18 protein-coding genes are annotated in these 16,632 nt (G+C 69.6%); all 18 read left to right on the top strand.

Annotated features, from left to right (window positions below; all coding sequences use genetic code 11):
* Positions 1-104 precede the first annotated feature (104 nt).
* The 18 genes from IE172_RS11265 to IE172_RS11180 all read left to right on the top strand — a co-directional run bounded on the left by IE172_RS11265 (position 105) and on the right by IE172_RS11180 (position 16,576).
* Complete coding sequence (locus tag IE172_RS11265; protein WP_190097032.1) at positions 105-1,211, top strand: LCP family protein; 1,107 nt, start codon at positions 105-107, stop codon at positions 1,209-1,211.
* 196 nt (positions 1,212-1,407) lie between these two features.
* Positions 1,408-1,629, top strand: coding sequence for a 50S ribosomal protein L31 (rpmE, locus tag IE172_RS11260; protein WP_190097031.1), 222 nt, complete (start codon positions 1,408-1,410; stop codon positions 1,627-1,629).
* A gap of 105 nt (positions 1,630-1,734) precedes the next feature.
* Positions 1,735-2,802 (top strand): peptide chain release factor 1, encoded by a 1,068-nt coding sequence (gene prfA / locus IE172_RS11255; protein ID WP_190097030.1) that lies wholly within the window; start codon positions 1,735-1,737, stop codon positions 2,800-2,802.
* A 34-nt stretch (positions 2,803-2,836) separates the two neighbouring features.
* On the top strand, positions 2,837-3,682 hold the full coding sequence (prmC, locus tag IE172_RS11250; protein WP_190097029.1) for a peptide chain release factor N(5)-glutamine methyltransferase: 846 nt from the start codon (positions 2,837-2,839) through the stop codon (positions 3,680-3,682).
* A 53-nt stretch (positions 3,683-3,735) separates the two neighbouring features.
* Positions 3,736-4,383: an L-threonylcarbamoyladenylate synthase gene (locus tag IE172_RS11245; protein ID WP_190097028.1), complete on the top strand. Its 648-nt coding sequence runs from the start codon at positions 3,736-3,738 to the stop codon at positions 4,381-4,383.
* Positions 4,380-5,057 (top strand): arsenate reductase/protein-tyrosine-phosphatase family protein, encoded by a 678-nt coding sequence (locus IE172_RS11240; RefSeq protein WP_190097027.1) that lies wholly within the window; start codon positions 4,380-4,382, stop codon positions 5,055-5,057. Before IE172_RS11245 ends, IE172_RS11240 begins: the two co-directional genes overlap by 4 nt.
* Positions 5,058-5,178: 121 nt before the next feature.
* Positions 5,179-6,414, top strand: a complete 1,236-nt coding sequence (gene glyA, locus IE172_RS11235; protein WP_190097026.1) for a serine hydroxymethyltransferase — start codon at positions 5,179-5,181, stop codon at positions 6,412-6,414.
* Positions 6,415-6,552: 138 nt separating this feature from the next.
* The gene (locus IE172_RS11230; RefSeq protein WP_190097025.1) at positions 6,553-7,884 is read left to right on the top strand and encodes an MraY family glycosyltransferase; all 1,332 of its coding nucleotides are present in this window, start codon (positions 6,553-6,555) and stop codon (positions 7,882-7,884) included.
* Positions 7,885-8,195: 311 nt separating this feature from the next.
* A complete protein-coding gene (locus IE172_RS11225) occupies positions 8,196-8,633 on the top strand; it encodes a Cg1360 family ATP-synthase-associated protein (protein WP_190097024.1) in 438 nt (145 codons plus the stop codon).
* 225 nt (positions 8,634-8,858) lie between these two features.
* The gene (atpB, locus tag IE172_RS11220; RefSeq protein ID WP_488187028.1) at positions 8,859-9,677 is read left to right on the top strand and encodes a F0F1 ATP synthase subunit A; all 819 of its coding nucleotides are present in this window, start codon (positions 8,859-8,861) and stop codon (positions 9,675-9,677) included.
* Between the two features lie 74 nt (positions 9,678-9,751).
* Positions 9,752-9,988, top strand: a complete 237-nt coding sequence (gene atpE / locus IE172_RS11215) for an ATP synthase F0 subunit C (RefSeq protein WP_184817785.1) — start codon at positions 9,752-9,754, stop codon at positions 9,986-9,988.
* A 41-nt stretch (positions 9,989-10,029) separates the two neighbouring features.
* Complete coding sequence (locus IE172_RS11210) at positions 10,030-10,578, top strand: F0F1 ATP synthase subunit B (RefSeq protein ID WP_190097023.1); 549 nt, start codon at positions 10,030-10,032, stop codon at positions 10,576-10,578.
* A complete protein-coding gene (locus tag IE172_RS11205; protein WP_190097022.1) occupies positions 10,575-11,390 on the top strand; it encodes a F0F1 ATP synthase subunit delta in 816 nt (271 codons plus the stop codon). The genes IE172_RS11210 and IE172_RS11205 overlap by 4 nt, the downstream gene beginning before the upstream one ends.
* A gap of 134 nt (positions 11,391-11,524) precedes the next feature.
* Complete coding sequence (gene atpA / locus IE172_RS11200; protein ID WP_190097021.1) at positions 11,525-13,114, top strand: F0F1 ATP synthase subunit alpha; 1,590 nt, start codon at positions 11,525-11,527, stop codon at positions 13,112-13,114.
* A 21-nt stretch (positions 13,115-13,135) separates the two neighbouring features.
* On the top strand, positions 13,136-14,053 hold the full coding sequence (locus IE172_RS11195; protein WP_190097020.1) for a F0F1 ATP synthase subunit gamma: 918 nt from the start codon (positions 13,136-13,138) through the stop codon (positions 14,051-14,053).
* A complete protein-coding gene (gene atpD / locus IE172_RS11190; protein WP_190097019.1) occupies positions 14,053-15,489 on the top strand; it encodes a F0F1 ATP synthase subunit beta in 1,437 nt (478 codons plus the stop codon). Before IE172_RS11195 ends, atpD begins: the two co-directional genes overlap by 1 nt.
* A gap of 131 nt (positions 15,490-15,620) precedes the next feature.
* The gene (locus IE172_RS11185; protein WP_190097018.1) at positions 15,621-15,998 is read left to right on the top strand and encodes a F0F1 ATP synthase subunit epsilon; all 378 of its coding nucleotides are present in this window, start codon (positions 15,621-15,623) and stop codon (positions 15,996-15,998) included.
* Between the two features lie 128 nt (positions 15,999-16,126).
* A complete protein-coding gene (locus tag IE172_RS11180) occupies positions 16,127-16,576 on the top strand; it encodes a DUF2550 domain-containing protein (RefSeq protein ID WP_190097017.1) in 450 nt (149 codons plus the stop codon).
* The last annotated feature ends 56 nt before the right edge of the window (positions 16,577-16,632 follow it).

The raw sequence follows: 16,632 nt of genomic DNA, 5'->3' as shown, positions 1-16,632 counted from the left end.
CCCGTCTGACCCGACGCGGGACGATAGGTGTCGTACGGGCCTTTGAACGGCCATGTCCGGCACCGGTGGCAGGGGCAACCGTCCGTGGATGAGCTGAGGAGCACATGTCCGCCGAGAGCACAGCCGGTACGCGCCAACGGGGCAAGGGGCGCCGCCGCAGAGAACCGGAGAAGGGGCACAGGGGCCTGAAGGCCGCGGCCTGGACCGCGGCCGGCATCGTCCTCCTGGGAGGAACCGGCGCCGGGTTCGTGTACGTCAAGCTAAACGGCAACATCGAGAGCGTCGACATCGACCAGGCGCTCGGCACCGACCGGCCCGAGAAGGCGGACGACGGCTCCGAGAACATCCTCGTCCTCGGCTCCGACACCCGCGCCGACGGCAACCAGGACCTCGGCGGCGGCGCCGACGACGGCAGCGCCCGCTCCGACACCGCGATGATCGTGCACGTCCACGAGGGCCACCGGAAGGCCAGCGTGGTCTCCATACCGCGCGACACCCTCGTCGACCGCCCCGCGTGCACCGACACCGAGGGCGGCACCCACCCGGCGGCCGGCGGCGTGATGTTCAACTCCGCCTACTCCACGGGCGGGGCGGCCTGCGCGGTGAAGACCGTGGAGTCCCTCTCCGACCTGCGCATGGACCACTACCTGGAGGTCGACTTCACCGGTTTCCAGAAGCTCGTCGACGAACTCGGCGGCGTCGAGGTCACCACCACCGAGGACATCGAGGACCCCGACAGCCACCTCGATCTCCCGGCCGGCACCCACCGCCTCGACGGCGAGCGCGCCCTCGGCCTGGTCCGCACCCGCCACGGCGTCGGCGACGGCTCCGACCTCGGCCGCATCCAGCTCCAGCAGGCCTTCATCAAGGCCCTGGTCCGGCAGGTCAAGGAGGTCGGCGTCTTCACCAGCCCGAAGAAGCTGTACGCCCTCGCCGACACCGCCACCAAGGCCGTCACCACCGACTCCGGCCTCGGCTCGGTGAACTCCCTGATGTCGTTCGCGAACGGCATGAAGGGCATCGGCCCCGCCGACATGCACATGATCACCCTGCCGGTCGTCTACGACTCCGCGAACGCCAACCGCGTCCTGCCCCTCAAGGACAAGTCCCGGCTCGTCTGGGACGCCCTGCGCAACGACCAGCCGATCCCCGCGGGCGCCACCCGGGACACGGCCACGGGCGAAGCGCGGGACGTGGTCGACGCCGGATAGGGGCGCGGGGCCGTACCGGCACGGAGCCCCGCCGCGGAGGGCTCCGCCGGCCCCTCGGGGTGCGTGGGGAACAAAAATCTGCGGCCCCCGGTTTTGGGAGAGGACGCCACTCCTGGCAGACTGGTACGTCGGCCCCGGTTCACGCTCCCGCACCGAGCGGAAGCGACCCGGCGCCCTCCCGAACCTAGGAGACACCTTGAAGCGCGACATCCACCCCGAGTACGTCGAGACGCAGGTCAGCTGCACCTGCGGCGCGTCGTTCACCACCCGCAGCACGATCCCCAGCGGCACCGTCCGCGCCGAGGTCTGCTCCGAGTGCCACCCGTTCTACACGGGCAAGCAGAAGATCCTCGACACCGGTGGCCGTGTGGCCCGCTTCGAGGCCCGCTTCGGCAAGGCCGCCGGCTCCAAGAAGTAGCGAGCCACCAACCGCCGGTCCACGGCCGCGCCCCCGCCCGGGGGCAGGCCGGGACCGGCGTTTTTGGTCGCCCGCCCTTCACCCACGTACCAGCAGGAGCCCAAGATGTTCGAGGCCGTCGAGGAACTCGTCGCCGAGCACGCCGACCTGGAGAAGAAGCTCGTTGACCCGTCGGTCCACGCCGACCAGGCAGGCGCGCGCAAGCTGAACAAGCGCTACGCCGAGCTCACCCCGATCGTCGCCACGTACCGCTCCTGGAGGCAGACGGGCGACGACATCGAGACCGCGCGCGAACTGGCCGCCGACGACCCCGACTTCGCCGCCGAGGTCAAGGAACTCGACAAGCAGCGCGAGGAGCTCACCGAGAAGCTCCGCCTGCTCCTCGTCCCCCGCGACCCCAGCGACGACAAGGACGTCATCCTCGAGATCAAGGCGGGCGCGGGCGGCGACGAGTCCGCCCTGTTCGCCGGCGACCTGCTGCGCATGTACCTGCGCTACGCCGAGCGCGTCGGCTGGAAGACCGAGATCATCGACGCCACCGAGTCCGAGCTGGGCGGCTACAAGGACGTCCAGGTCGCGGTGAAGGCCCGCGGGCAGATCGAGCCCGGCCAGGGCGTCTGGGCGCGCCTGAAGTACGAGGGCGGCGTGCACCGCGTGCAGCGCGTGCCGGCCACCGAGTCCCAGGGCCGCATCCACACCTCCGCGGCGGGCGTCCTGGTGACGCCCGAGGCGGAGGAGGTCGACGTGGAGATCAACCCGAACGACCTGCGCATCGACGTCTACCGGTCGTCCGGGCCCGGCGGCCAGTCCGTCAACACCACCGACTCCGCCGTGCGCATCACGCACATCCCGACCGGAGTCGTCGCCTCCTGCCAGAACGAGAAGAGCCAGCTCCAGAACAAGGAGCAGGCACTGCGTATCCTGCGCTCCAGGCTCCTCGCGGCGGCGCAGGAGGAGGCGGAGCGGGAGGCCGCCGACGCCCGCCGCAGCCAGGTCCGCACCGTGGACCGCTCCGAGAAGATCCGTACGTACAACTTCCCGGAGAACCGCATCTCGGACCACCGCGTCGGCTTCAAGGCGTACAACCTGGACCAGGTCCTGGACGGCGACCTCGCCGCGGTGATCCAGGCCTGCGTCGACGCGGACTCGGCCGCCAAGCTCGCCGCCGCGTAACCCCCGAAGACAGCGCCGACAGCACGGAGGACCAGTGAACCTGCTGCTCGCCGAGGTGGCCCAGGCCACCCAGCGGCTCGCCGACGCCGGCGTGCCCTCGCCGCGCACCGACGCGGAGGAACTCGCCGCGTTCGTGCACGGCGTCAAGCGCGGCGAGCTGCACATGGTGAAGGACTCCGACTTCGACGCCCGGTACTGGGAGGTCATCGCCCGCCGCGAGGCCCGCGAACCGCTCCAGCACATCACCGGGCGCGCGTACTTCCGCTACCTGGAGCTCCAGGTCGGCCCCGGGGTGTTCGTCCCCCGGCCCGAGACCGAGTCGGTGGTCGGCTGGGCGATAGACGCCGTCCGCGCGATGGACGTCGTCGAGCCGTGCATCGTCGACCTGTGCACCGGCTCCGGCGCCATCGCGCTGGCGCTCGCCCAGGAGGTGCCGCGCTCGCGCGTGCACGCCGTGGAGCTGTCCGAGGACGCCCTCAGGTGGACGCGCAAGAACATGGAGGGGTCCAGGGTCGAGCTGCGCCAGGGGGACGCCCTGGCGGCCTTCCCGGACCTCGACGGACAGGTCGACCTGGTGGTCTCCAACCCGCCGTACATCCCGCTCACCGAGTGGGAGTACGTGGCGCCCGAGGCCCGCGACTACGACCCCGACCTCGCGCTGTTCTCCGGTGAGGACGGACTCGACCTGATCCGCGGCCTGGAACGCACCGCGCACCGGCTGCTGCGCCCCGGCGGGGTGGTCGTCGTCGAGCACGCCGACACCCAGGGCGGGCAGGTCCCGTGGATCTTCGCCGAGGACCGCGGCTGGACCGACGCGGCCGACCACCCCGACCTGAACAACCGCCCCCGGTTCGCCACCGCCCGCAAGGCACTGCCGTGAGCGTCCCGCATACTTCATCCCCCCAGCAGCACCCGTACGAGGAGGCCCGCTAGATGGCTCGGCGATACGACACCAACGACGCGACCGACCGCGCGACCGGTCTGCGCGAGGCCGCTTCCGCCGTGCGCCGGGGCGAGCTCGTGGTGCTGCCGACGGACACGGTCTACGGCATCGGCGCCGACGCGTTCACCTCGGAGGCCGTCGCCGACCTGCTGGACGCCAAGGGCCGGGGCCGCAACATGCCCACGCCCGTCCTCATCGGCTCCCCGAACACGCTGCACGGCCTCGTCACCGACTTCTCCGAGATGGCCTGGGAACTGGTCGACGCCTTCTGGCCGGGCGCGCTGACGCTCGTCGCCCGGCACCAGCCGTCGCTCCAGTGGGACCTCGGCGACACCCGGGGCACCGTCGCGGTGCGGATGCCGCTGCACCCGGTCGCCATCGAACTGCTCACCGAGGTCGGCCCCATGGCCGTGTCGTCGGCCAATCTGACCGGCCACCCGGCGCCGGAGAACTGCGACGCCGCGCAGCAGATGCTCGGCGACTCCGTCTCCGTGTACCTGGACGGCGGGCCCACCCCGGGCAACGTGCCCTCCTCCATCGTCGACGTCACGCGCCCCGTGCCGGTGCTGCTGCGCGAGGGCGCGATCTCGCCGGACGAGCTGCGCAAGGTGGTACCCGACCTCGAGGTGGCGAATTGACGGCCCCTGAGGCGGGGCGTGGCATAGGCACCGAGGAATCCAGCGCGGAGATGACGACGACCTTCGGGTTTCCGCGTGACACCTTCCGCATCCTCCACGTCAGTACCGGAAACGTGTGCCGTTCGCCCATCACCGAGCGGCTGACCCGGCATTTCGTGAGCCAGCGCCTCGGCATCCTGGGCGGCGGGCTCATCGTGGAGAGCGCGGGCACCTGGGGGCACGAGGGCGCGTCGATGGAGGCGCACGCGGAGACCGTGCTGGCCGAGTTCGGTGCGGACGCCTCCGGCTTCGTGGGGCGGGAGCTGCTCGACGAGCACGTCATCCGGGCGGACCTGGTGCTGACGGCCACGCGGGACCACCGGGCGCAGGTCATCTCCATGGGCCATTCGGCCGGGCTGCGGACGTTCACGTTGAAAGAGTTCACCCGCCTGGTGAACGCGATCGACCCGGCGACGCTGCCTCCCCTGGAGGAGGGTCTGGTCATGCGCGCCCGGGCGCTGGTGCGGGCCGCGGCGGCGCTGCGCGGGTGGCTGCTGGCGCCGACGGCCGAGGCGGACGAGGTGTACGACCCGTACGGGGCGCCGCTGCCGTTCTTCCAGTCGATCGGGGACGAGATACACCAGGCGCTGGACCCCGTGGTGACGGCGTTGACGGGGGTCCCCGCGCGGGCGTAGGCGGGTGCCCGCGCGGGGCGCGGTGGCGCTGCGCCGCGCCCACTCTCCCGTACAGCGTGGGCGTTTTCGGGGGGTCCGGCCTACATTGGGCGTACGTCAGTGTCGACGTTCGGAGCGGATCATGTCGGTCAGTCATGCCCTCGAGGCCGATGTCCTGCGGCGGCAGGATCCCGAGCTCGCCGATGTGCTGCTCGCGGAGCGTGAGCGGCAGTCGACCACGCTCCAGCTGATCGCCGCCGAGAACTTCATGTCGCCGGCCGTGCTGGCCGCCCTCGGCTCGCCCCTCGCCAACAAGTACGCCGAGGGCTATCCCGGCAACCGGCACCACGGCGGCTGCGAGGTGGCCGACGTCGCCGAGCGCCTCGCCGTGCGGCGGGCGCAGGCGCTGTTCGGCGCCGAACACGCCAATGTGCAGGCGCACTCCGGTTCCTCAGCCGTGCTCGCCGCGTACGCGGCCCTGCTGCGGCCCGGCGACACCGTGCTGGCGCTGGGCCTGCCCCACGGCGGCCATCTCACCCACGGCTCGCCCGCCAACTTCTCCGGCCGCTGGTTCGACTTCGTCGGCTACGGCGTGGACCCGGAGAGCGGGCTCATCGACCACGAGCAGGTCCGGATCCTGGCCCGTACGCGCCGTCCCAAGGCCATCGTCTGCGGCTCCATCTCCTATCCGCGCCACATCGACCACGCCTTCTTCCGCGAGGTCGCCGACGAGGCCGGCGCCTACCTCATCGCGGACGCCGCGCACCCCATGGGGCTGGTCGCCGGGGGAGCGGCGCCCAGCCCGGTGCCGTACGCGGACATCGTGTGCGCGACGACGCACAAGGTGCTGCGGGGGCCGCGCGGCGGGATGATCCTGTGCGGCGGCGACCTGGCCGAGCGCGTCGACCGGGCGGTGTTCCCCTTCACCCAGGGGGGCGCGCAGATGCACACCATCGCGGCCAAGGCCGTCGCGTTCGGGGAGGCGGCGACCCCGGCCTTCGCCGCCTACGCGCACCAGGTGGTCGCCAACGCGCGGGCGCTGGCCGCCGCCCTGGGCGTCGAGGGGCTGGCCGTCACCACCGGCGGCACCGACACCCACCTGATCACCGCCGATCCGGCGCCGCTCGGCGTCGACGGCCGCACCGGACGCCGCCTGCTCGCGGCGGCCGGTCTGGTGCTGGACTGCTGCGCGCTCCCGCACGACGCCCGCGGACTGCGGCTGGGCACGGCCGCGGTGACCACGCAGGGCATGGGCGCCCGGGAGATGACGTACATCGGGGGGCTCCTCGCGAGCGTGCTGCGCGGGGGCACGGACCCCGCGCGGGCCCGGGAGGACGTACGGGAACTGGCCGCCGCGTTCCCGCCCCACCCGCGCTGAGGTGCCCCGCCGGCGGGTGTCCGGTCCGGTCGCACAGCCGGACGTGCAACCATCGTCGCTACCCGGAAGTCCCCACTCGTATGCGCCCCTCGCTAGGGTGTGGGGCTGTGATGGCCAGCGAGATCTGTGGGGAAGCCCGTGCGTGAATACCTGCTGACGCTCTGTGTCACGGCCGCGGTGACGTACCTGCTGACCGGGCCGGTACGGAAGTTCGCGATCGTGGCCGGTGCGATGCCGGAGATCCGGGCGCGTGACGTGCACCGGGAACCCACTCCGCGGCTCGGCGGTATCGCGATGTTCTTCGGCCTGTGCGCGGGCCTGCTGGTCGCCGACCACCTCACCAACCTCAACCAGCTCTTCGAGAAGTCCAACGAACCGCGGGCGCTGCTGTCCGGAGCCGCGCTGATCTGGCTGATCGGCGTCCTGGACGACAAGTTCGAGATCGACGCCCTGATCAAGCTCGGCGGCCAGATGATCGCCGCCGGCGTGATGGTCATGCAGGGTCTGACGATCCTGTGGCTGCCGATCCCGGGCGTCGGCTCGGTCGCCCTCACCCAGTGGCAGGGCACGCTGCTCACCGTCGCCCTCGTCGTCATCACCATCAACGCGGTGAACTTCGTGGACGGACTGGACGGTCTCGCGGCCGGCATGGTGTGCATCGCGGCGGCGGCGTTCTTCCTGTACGCCTACCGGATCTGGTACTCGTACGGCATCGAGGCGGCCGCCCCGGCGACGCTGTTCTCGGCGATCCTGATGGGCATGTGCCTGGGTTTCCTGCCGCACAACATGCATCCGGCGCGGATCTTCATGGGCGACTCCGGCTCGATGCTGATCGGCCTGGTGCTGGCCGCCGGCGCGATCTCCGTGACCGGTCAGGTCGACCCGGACGCGCTGAAGCTGTTCGCCGGTTCGGAGAAGGAGGCCGTGCACCAGACGGTGCCGGTCTACATCCCGCTGCTGCTGCCGCTGACCATCATCGCGGTGCCGGCCGCCGACCTGATCCTGGCGATCGTGCGGCGCACCTGGCGCGGGCAGTCGCCGTTCGCGGCGGACCGGGGCCATCTGCACCACCGGCTGCTGGAGATCGGCCACTCGCACAGCCGCGCGGTGCTGATCATGTACTTCTGGTCGGCGCTGATCGCCTTCGGCGCGCTCACGTACTCGGTGAACTCGGCGTCGATGTGGATCGTGCTGAGTGTGGTGATCCTCTCGACGCTCGGCCTCATCCTGCTCCTGCTGCCGCGGTTCACCCCGCGGGCGCCGCGGTGGGCGGAGGCGGTCGTGCCGCCCCGGTACCGCAGGCGGCGGGCGCCGGCGGCCGCGGCGGAGGCATCTGCCCCTGAAGCGGCGGGAGTTGAGGACGAGGACGCCGGGGACCGCACGCCGGTGGCGGCGGGCGTCGCGGGCGTCAACGGGGCGACCGCCGTGGGCTCCCGCGCACGTCTGGGCGACCGGTCGCGGCCAAGGTAAGAATCCGGCTAGAGCATTGCCAAGCCGTGGTGCCCCTATGGGACGGTGTTGGGGGTGCGAATCGCCCAATACCAGACATAGGGGCCGGGGTTCCGCTCAGACGCGCGGTTTCACCCTCATGTGTGATGCCGGGCACACCTGGCAGGTAAAGACTGCCTCAAATAGTTTGTGATAGCGTTCACGAGAACCCCGGAGAGAGCCGAAGGACCGCAGTGCGACGGTTCACCGGTGCGAGGAATGAACACTCGACCCGGGGGTCTACGCTCGTCCATGACGACACCCTGCCCCCTGTGAAATGCGGAGTTGCCGCCATGCCGTCCAATGACGTCCGGAACCTTCTGCAGTGTGCTGTGCCCACAGCCGCTGCCGGTGCGGTCGCCGTTGCCGTCAGCGCTGCGGTGGCCGGTGGCAAGGGTGCCCTCGGAGCGGCCGTCGGTGCCGTGCTCGCCATCCTGTTCATGGGGATCGGCCTGTACGTCCTGCAGTGGACGGCGAAGTCGCTGCCACAGCTGTTCCAGGCCATGGGCCTGATGCTCTACGTCGCACAGCTCCTGCTGCTCATGATCTTCGTCGCGATCTTCAAGGACACCTCGCTCTTCAACCCGAAGACGTTCGCGATCTCGCTCGTCGTGGCGACCCTCGTGTGGATGGCCGCACAGGCCCGTGCGCACATGAAGGCCAAGCTCTTCTACGTCGATCCGGAATCCGCGAAGAGTGAGAAGTCCGAGAAGTCGGGGCCGTCGTCGTGACGGGTAGGGGCGCGATAAAGGCCGGTGGGAACTCCTGCTATCGTCCGGTGCCAACTGCGGCATCGCGGGCGCGGGCATCCGAGCTGACGCCTGAGCGATCGCGAGGCTCAATGCCCCACAGCCGCCCCCACATCCGTAACACCTGTCCGGTGCCGACCCGCGGCCGTGTGCCGCGCCGACACAACGAGGTTGCCGTACCTATGCGTCACGCCGAAGGAGCCCGCGGTGAGTGCTGACCAGACCCAGCTCGCGTTTGACTGGAGCTGTCGGATCATGTCCGACAACGGGTGTGGTTTTCCGGCTCCGGGCCTGCACTCGTTCCTCTTCCAGCCGATCGCCACGGTCGGAGGGTTCGAGTTCAACAAGGTGATGCTGCTCGCGCTCATCACCACCCTCCTCGTCGTCACCTTCTTCTATGCGGCCTTCGGCAAGGCCAAGGTGGTGCCGGGCAAGCTGCAGATGGTCGGTGAGGCCGGCTACGACTTCGTCCGCCGCGGCATCGTCTACGAGACCCTCGGCAAGAAGGAGGGCGAGAAGTACGTCCCCCTGATGGTCTCGCTGTTCTTCTTCATCTGGATCATGAACATCTGGTCCGTGATCCCGCTGGCGCAGTTCCCGGTGTCGTCGATCATCGCCTACCCGGCGGTGCTCGCCGCGGTCGTCTACGTCGTCTGGCTCGGACTCACGTTCAAGAGGCACGGCTTCACGGGCGGCTTCAAGAACCTCACCGGTTACGACAAGTCGCTCGGAGCGGTGCTGCCGCTCGTCGTGGTCATCGAGTTCTTCTCCAACGTCCTCGTCCGGCCCTTCACGCACGCGGTCCGGCTCTTCGCCAACATGTTCGCCGGCCACCTGCTGCTCGTGATGTTCACCGTCGCCAGCTGGTACCTGCTGAACAGCTGGATGATCCCGGCCGCCGGTGTCTCGTTCGTCATGACCATCGTCATGATCCTCTTCGAGCTCTTCGTCCAGGCCGTCCAGGCGTACGTCTTCGTACTGCTGGCCTGCTCCTACGTTCAGGGTGCTCTCGCCGAGCACCACTGAGCCGCCCCACCTCCGCACCCCAATCGTCCGGTGGCCAACCCCCACCGGTCCAGTAAAGAGAAGGAAGATCCAGCATGGCTGCCACTGAGACCCTCGCCGCTGTCTCCGGCTCGGTCGGTTCCATCGGTTACGGCCTCGCCGCCATCGGCCCCGGCATCGGCATCGGCATTATCTTCGGCCAGGGCACCCAGGCCCTCGCCCGCCAGCCCGAGGCTGCCGGTCTGATCCGCGCCAACCAGATCCTCGGCTTCGCCTTCTGTGAGGCGCTCGCCCTCATCGGCATCGTTATGCCGTTCGTGTTCGGCCAGTAAGAACCCTTACTCACCGACACGTTTCGACGAAAGGCACTGATGTGATCGCCAACCTGGTGCAGCTGGCGGCCGGTGAGGAGCAGAACCCGCTCCTCCCTCCGGGCCCCGAGCTGCTCGTCGGCACCATCGCCTTCGCCATCGTGTTCTTCTTCTTCTGGAAGAAGCTGCTCCCGAACATCAACAAGGTTCTGGAGGAGCGCCGAGCGGCGATCGAAGGCGGTATCGAAGAGGCCGAGACCATGAAGGTCGAGGCCCAGAGCGTCCTTGAGCAGTACAAGGCTCAGCTCGCCGAAGCCCGGCACGAGGCCGCGCGTCTGCGCCAGGAGGCGCAGGAGCAGGGTGCCGCGCTCATCGCCGAGATGCGGGCCGAGGGCCAGCGGCAGCGCGAGGAGATCGTCGCCGCCGGTCACACGCAGATCGAGGCCGACCGCAAGGCCGCCGCGTCCGCGCTGCGCCAGGACGTCGGCAAGCTGGCCACCGACCTGGCCGGCAAGCTCGTCGGCGAGTCCCTCGAGGACCACGCCCGGCAGAGCCGCGTGATCGACCGCTTCCTCGACGAGCTCGACCAGAAGGCCGAGGCCGCACGATGAACGGAGCGAGCCGCGAGGCCCTGGCAGCCGCACGTGAGCGTCTCGACGCGCTGACGGACTCCACGTCCGTGGACGCCGGCTCGCTCGCCGGAGAGCTGGCCGCCGTCACCGCGCTGCTCGACCGCGAGGTGTCGCTGCGTCGGGTCCTCACCGACCCGGCGCAGGCCGGTGAGGCCAAGGCCGAACTGGCCCGGCGCCTCCTCGGCTCGCAGGTCAGCGGCCCCGCCGCGGACCTGGTGGCCGGCATGGTGCGCTCCCGCTGGTCGCAGTCCCGCGACCTGGTGGACGCACTCGAGGAACTGGCGGACATCGCCGACCTCACCGCCGCCCAGAAGGCCGGCGCGCTCGACGACGTCGAGGACGAGCTGTTCCGGTTCGGCCGGATCGTCTCCTCCGACACCGAGCTGCGCGCCGCCCTCACCAGCCGGAGCGCCCCCGCCTCCTCCAAGGGCGGGCTGCTGCGCAGTCTGCTCGGGGGCAGGGCCGACGCCGCCACCGAGCGTCTGGTGACGCGTCTGGTGACCGCGCCCCGAGGACGTAGCCTGGAGACGGGACTGGAGTCCCTGTCCAAGCTCGCCGCCGAGCGCCGGGACCGCATGGTGGCCGTCGTCACCTCCGCGGTGCCGCTGAGCGACCAGCAGAAGCAGCGCCTGGGCGACGCCCTCGCGAAGCTCTACGGCCGCCGCATGCACCTCAACCTCGACGTCGACCCCGCGGTCGTCGGCGGGATCCGGGTGCAGGTCGGTGACGAGGTCATCAACGGCTCCATGGCGGACCGGCTCGAGGACGCGAGCCGCCGGCTGTCGAGCTGAGCAGCACACACTGAATAGGCAGTACGTACTTACGGCCCTGGTTGGGCCGTGCAGAGGATTCACCTCTTTCAGGGGGGAGTCCCCATCCCCCCAAAGTGAAACTTCGGGCCCAACAAGGAGAGCAGGGAACTCAGATGGCGGAGCTCACGATCCGGCCGGAGGAGATCCGGGACGCGCTGGAGAACTTTGTCCAGTCGTACAAGCCGGACGCAGCCTCGCGCGAGGAGGTCGGTACGGTCACCCTTGCCGGCGACGGCATCGCGAAGGTCGAGGGCCTGCCCTCGGCCATGGCCAACGAGCTGCTGAAGTTCGAGGACGGCACCCTCGGCCTCGCCCTCAACCTCGAGGAGCGCGAGATCGGTGCCATCGTCCTCGGTGAGTTCAGCGGTATCGAAGAGGGCCAGCCGGTCACCCGCACCGGCGAGGTCCTGTCCGTCGCCGTGGGCGAGGGCTACCTCGGCCGCGTGGTCGACCCGCTCGGCAACCCGATCGACGGCCTCGGCGAGATCGAGACCGAGGGCCGCCGCGCCCTCGAACTGCAGGCCCCCACGGTCATGCAGCGCAAGTCGGTGCACGAGCCGATGGAGACGGGCTACAAGGCCGTCGACGCCATGACCCCGATCGGCCGTGGTCAGCGTCAGCTGATCATCGGCGACCGCCAGACCGGCAAGACCGCCCTGGCCGTCGACACGATCATCAACCAGCGCGACAACTGGCGCACCGGCGACCCGAAGAAGCAGGTCCGCTGCATCTACGTCGCCATCGGCCAGAAGGGCTCCACCATCGCGTCGGTCCGCCGCGCGCTGGAGGAGAACGGCGCGCTGGAGTACACGACCATCGTCGCCGCCCCGGCGTCCGACCCGGCCGGCTTCAAGTACCTGGCGCCGTACACCGGCTCGGCCATCGGCCAGCAGTGGATGTACGAGGGCAAGCACGTCCTGATCATCTTCGACGACCTGTCGAAGCAGGCCGACGCCTACCGCGCCGTGTCCCTGCTGCTGCGCCGCCCGCCGGGCCGTGAGGCCTACCCGGGCGACGTCTTCTACCTGCACTCCCGTCTGCTGGAGCGCTGCGCGAAGCTCTCCGACGAGATGGGTGCCGGCTCGATGACCGGTCTGCCGATCGTCGAGACCAAGGCCAACGACGTCTCGGCGTTCATCCCGACCAACGTCATCTCCATCACCGACGGCCAGTGCTTCCTGGAGTCGGACCTCTTCAACGCCGGTCAGCGCCCCGCGCTGAACGTCGGTATCTCCGTCTCCCGAGTCGGTGGTTCCGCCCAGCACAAGGCGATGAAGCAGGTCTCCGGCCGTCTGCGCGTGGACCTCGCCCAGTTCCGTGAGCTCGAGGCGTTCGCCGCCTTCGGCTCCGACCTGGACGCCGCGTCGAAGGCGCAGCTGGAGCGCGGTCAGCGCATGGTCGAGCTGCTGAAGCAGGACCAGTACCAGCCGATGTCCACCGAGGACCAGGTCGTCTCCGTCTGGGCCGGCACCACCGGCAAGATGGACGAGGTCCCCGTCGCGGACATCCGCCGCTTCGAGAAGGAGCTGCTGGAGTTCCTGCACCGCAAGGAGCAGGGCCTCATGACCTCCATCCGCGAGGGCGGCAAGATGTCCGACGACACCCTGCAGGCCGTGGCCGAGGCGATCGCGGACTTCAAGAAGCAGTTCGAGACCAGCGACGGCAAGCTGCTCGGCGAGGACGCCCCGTCCGCCGCCAAGTGACGTAAGGAAGGGACCTGACTCATGGGAGCCCAGCTCCGGGTCTACAAGCGTCGCATCCGATCCGTCACCGCGACCAAGAAGATCACCAAGGCGATGGAGATGATCGCCGCCTCGCGCGTCGTCAAGGCGCAGCGCAAGGTGGCGGCCTCCACGCCGTACGCGCGGGAGCTCACCCGCGCGGTCACGGCGGTCGGAACCGGGTCGAACACCAAGCACCCGCTGACCACGGAGGCGGAGAACCCGGCCCGTGTCGCGGTCCTGCTCCTCACGAGCGACCGCGGACTGGCCGGCGCCTTCAACTCCAACGCCATCAAGACGGCGGAGCAGCTGACCGAGCGCCTGGAGCGCGAGGGCAAGCAGGTCGACACGTACATCGTCGGCCGGCGCGGTGTGGCGCACTACAACTTCCGCGAGCGCACGATCGCGGAGACGTTCACCGGCTTCACCGACGAGCCCTCGTACGCGGACGCCAAGAAGGTCGCGGCCCCGCTGATCGAGGCACTCGAGACGGAGACGGCGGAGGGCGGCGTGGACGAGCTCCACATCGTCTACACCGAGTTCGTGTCGATGATGACGCAGACGGCGGTCGACTCCCGGATGCTTCCCCTGCGCCTCGACGAGGTCGCCGAGGAGACGTCCACCAAGGGCGAGATCCTGCCGCTGTTCGACTTCGAGCCCTCGGCGGAGGACGTCCTCGACGCCCTGCTGCCGCGGTACGTCGAGAGCCGTATCTACAACGCGCTGCTCCAGTCGGCCGCTTCGAAGCACGCCGCCACGCGGCGCGCGATGAAGTCGGCCACCGACAACGCGGGCGAGCTGATCAACACGCTCTCCCGTCTTGCCAATGCGGCCCGCCAGGCCGAAATCACCCAGGAAATCAGCGAGATCGTCGGTGGCGCCAGTGCCCTGGCCGACGCGAACGCGGGGAGTGACAACTAATGACCACCACTGTTGAGACCGCGACGGCTACGGGCCGCGTCGCCCGGGTCATCGGCCCGGTCGTCGACGTGGAGTTCCCCGTCGACGCGATGCCGGAGATCTACAACGCGCTGCACGTCCAGGTCGCCGACCCGGCCAAGGAGGGTGAGCTCAAGACGCTGACCCTCGAGGTCGCCCAGCACCTCGGTGACGGCCTGGTCCGCACCATCTCCATGCAGCCCACCGACGGTCTGGTCCGCCAGGCCCCGGTGACCGACACGGGTTCCTCCATCTCCGTGCCGGTCGGCGACTTCACCACCGGCAAGGTGTTCAACACCCTCGGTGAGGTGCTGAACGTCGACGAGCAGTACACCGGTGAGCGCTGGCCGATCCACCGCAAGGCGCCCAACTTCGACGAGCTCGAGTCGAAGACCGAGATGTTCGAGACCGGCGTCAAGGTCATCGACCTTCTCACCCCGTACGTCAAGGGTGGAAAGATCGGCCTGTTCGGTGGTGCCGGCGTCGGCAAGACGGTGCTCATCCAGGAGATGATCTACCGCGTCGCCAACAACCACGACGGTGTGTCGGTGTTCGCCGGCGTCGGTGAGCGCACCCGTGAGGGCAACGACCTCATCGACGAGATGAGCGAGTCGGGCGTCATCGACAAGACCGCCCTGGTCTTCGGTCAGATGGACGAGCCCCCGGGCACCCGTCTGCGCGTGGCCCTCGCCGGTCTGACCATGGCGGAGTACTTCCGCGATGTGCAGAAGCAGGACGTGCTGTTCTTCATCGACAACATCTTCCGCTTCACCCAGGCCGGTTCCGAGGTGTCGACCCTGCTCGGCCGTATGCCCTCCGCGGTGGGCTACCAGCCGAACCTGGCCGACGAGATGGGTCTCCTCCAGGAGCGCATCACCTCGACCCGTGGTCACTCGATCACCTCGATGCAGGCGATCTACGTCCCCGCGGACGACCTGACCGACCCGGCCCCGGCCACCACCTTCGCCCACCTCGACGCGACGACGGTTCTTTCCCGTCCGATCTCGGAGAAGGGCATCTACCCGGCCGTGGACCCGCTGGACTCGACGTCCCGGATCCTGGACCCGCGCTACATCGCGCAGGACCACTACAACGCGGCCATGCGCGTGAAGAACATCCTGCAGAAGTACAAGGACCTGCAGGACATCATCGCGATCCTCGGTATCGACGAGCTCGGCGAGGAGGACAAGCTCGTCGTCCACCGTGCCCGTCGCGTGGAGCGCTTCCTGTCCCAGAACACCCACGTCGCCAAGCAGTTCACCGGCGTGGACGGTTCGGACGTGCCGCTGGACGAGTCGATCGCCGCGTTCAACGCGATCTGCGACGGTGAGTACGACCACTTCCCGGAGCAGGCGTTCTTCATGTGCGGTGGCATCGAGGACCTGAAGAAGAACGCGAAGGAGCTGGGCGTCTCCTGACCCCCAGGTTCTGATGTGAGCCGCACGGCTCACCGTTGAGGGGGCGGGCGCGTCCCGCCCCCTCTCTTACGCCCACTAGACTTGTAACCAACACCCGGCACAACCGCCGGGTGGTGACCCGAGGAGCCACCTTGGCTGCTGAGCTGCACGTCGCGCTGGTCGCGGCCGACCGAGAGGTCTGGTCCGGCGAGGCCACCCTGGTCGTCGCGCGCACCACGTCCGGCGACATCGGCGTCATGCCCGGTCACCAGCCGCTGCTCGGTGTGCTGGAGTCGGGCCCGGTGACCATCCGTACGCGCGAGGGCGGGACCGTCGTCGCCGCCGTGCACGGCGGATTCATCTCGTTCGCGGACGACAAGCTGTCGCTGCTGGCCGAGACCGCCGAGCTGTCGGACGAGATCGACGTCAAGAGCGCGGAGCAGGAACTCGCCCGTGCGAAGGCGGAGGACGACCCCGAGGCCGAGCGCCGCGCGGATGTCCGTCTGCGGGCGGCGACGGCGGGGCGCTGACCCCGACGAGGTGCGATGACGTCACTCAGCCGCGGCCGGCACCGGAGAGATCCGGAGCCGGTCGCGGCTGAGGCAGATCTGGATGATTTTTCCGTTCCGTTACCTAGGAGACGAGGAGGTCGGTGCCGATGGTCCTCGCTCTGACTGTGTGCGGAATCGTCGTGGTGCTCGTGGTGGTGGGGCTCTTCGTCTTCGGTCTGCGGCGGCGGCTCATCCAGCGCTCCGGCGGCACCTTCGACTGCAGCCTGCGCTGGGACGCCCCCGAGACCGCCGGTGACTCCGGCGGCAAGGGCTGGGCGTACGGGGTGGCCCGCTACAACGGCGACCGGGTCGAGTGGTTCCGTGTCTTCTCGTACGCGCCCCGGCCGCGCCGGGTCCTGGAGCGGTCCGCGATCGAGGTGGCCGGCCGCCGCGTCCCCGAGGGCGAGGAGGAGCTGGCGCTGCTGTCGGACGCGGTGATCCTCGCCTGCCTGCACCGGGGCACGCGCCTGGAGCTCGCGATGAGCGAGGACGCGCTGACCGGTTTCCTCGCCTGGCTGGAGGCGGCCCCGCCCGGCCAGCGGGTGAACGTCGCGTAGAGCGATGTTCAGGGCCCGCCGGGGGAGGGTGAACGTGGCCCTGGGCTCCGGGCCGG

It is taken from the genome of Streptomyces griseoflavus (assembly GCF_014649995.1).
GTDB lineage: Bacteria > Actinomycetota > Actinomycetes > Streptomycetales > Streptomycetaceae > Streptomyces > Streptomyces griseoflavus.
The sequence above is the reverse complement of the archived record's forward strand: the minus strand, read 5'-3'. Positions and strand labels throughout refer to the sequence as shown.

Coding starts and splice junctions, on each gene's coding strand:
- IE172_RS11225 (WP_190097024.1), top strand. CDS start 8,196: ATGCCGTCCAATGACGTCCGGAACCTTCTGCAGTGTGCTGTGCCCACA.
- IE172_RS11245 (WP_190097028.1), top strand. CDS start 3,736: ATGGCTCGGCGATACGACACCAACGACGCGACCGACCGCGCGACCGGT.
- prfA (WP_190097030.1), top strand. CDS start 1,735: ATGTTCGAGGCCGTCGAGGAACTCGTCGCCGAGCACGCCGACCTGGAG.
- atpD (WP_190097019.1), top strand. CDS start 14,053: ATGACCACCACTGTTGAGACCGCGACGGCTACGGGCCGCGTCGCCCGG.
- glyA (WP_190097026.1), top strand. CDS start 5,179: ATGTCGGTCAGTCATGCCCTCGAGGCCGATGTCCTGCGGCGGCAGGAT.
- IE172_RS11195 (WP_190097020.1), top strand. CDS start 13,136: ATGGGAGCCCAGCTCCGGGTCTACAAGCGTCGCATCCGATCCGTCACC.
- atpE (WP_184817785.1), top strand. CDS start 9,752: ATGGCTGCCACTGAGACCCTCGCCGCTGTCTCCGGCTCGGTCGGTTCC.
- atpA (WP_190097021.1), top strand. CDS start 11,525: ATGGCGGAGCTCACGATCCGGCCGGAGGAGATCCGGGACGCGCTGGAG.
- IE172_RS11205 (WP_190097022.1), top strand. CDS start 10,575: ATGAACGGAGCGAGCCGCGAGGCCCTGGCAGCCGCACGTGAGCGTCTC.
- IE172_RS11265 (WP_190097032.1), top strand. CDS start 105: ATGTCCGCCGAGAGCACAGCCGGTACGCGCCAACGGGGCAAGGGGCGC.
- IE172_RS11180 (WP_190097017.1), top strand. CDS start 16,127: ATGGTCCTCGCTCTGACTGTGTGCGGAATCGTCGTGGTGCTCGTGGTG.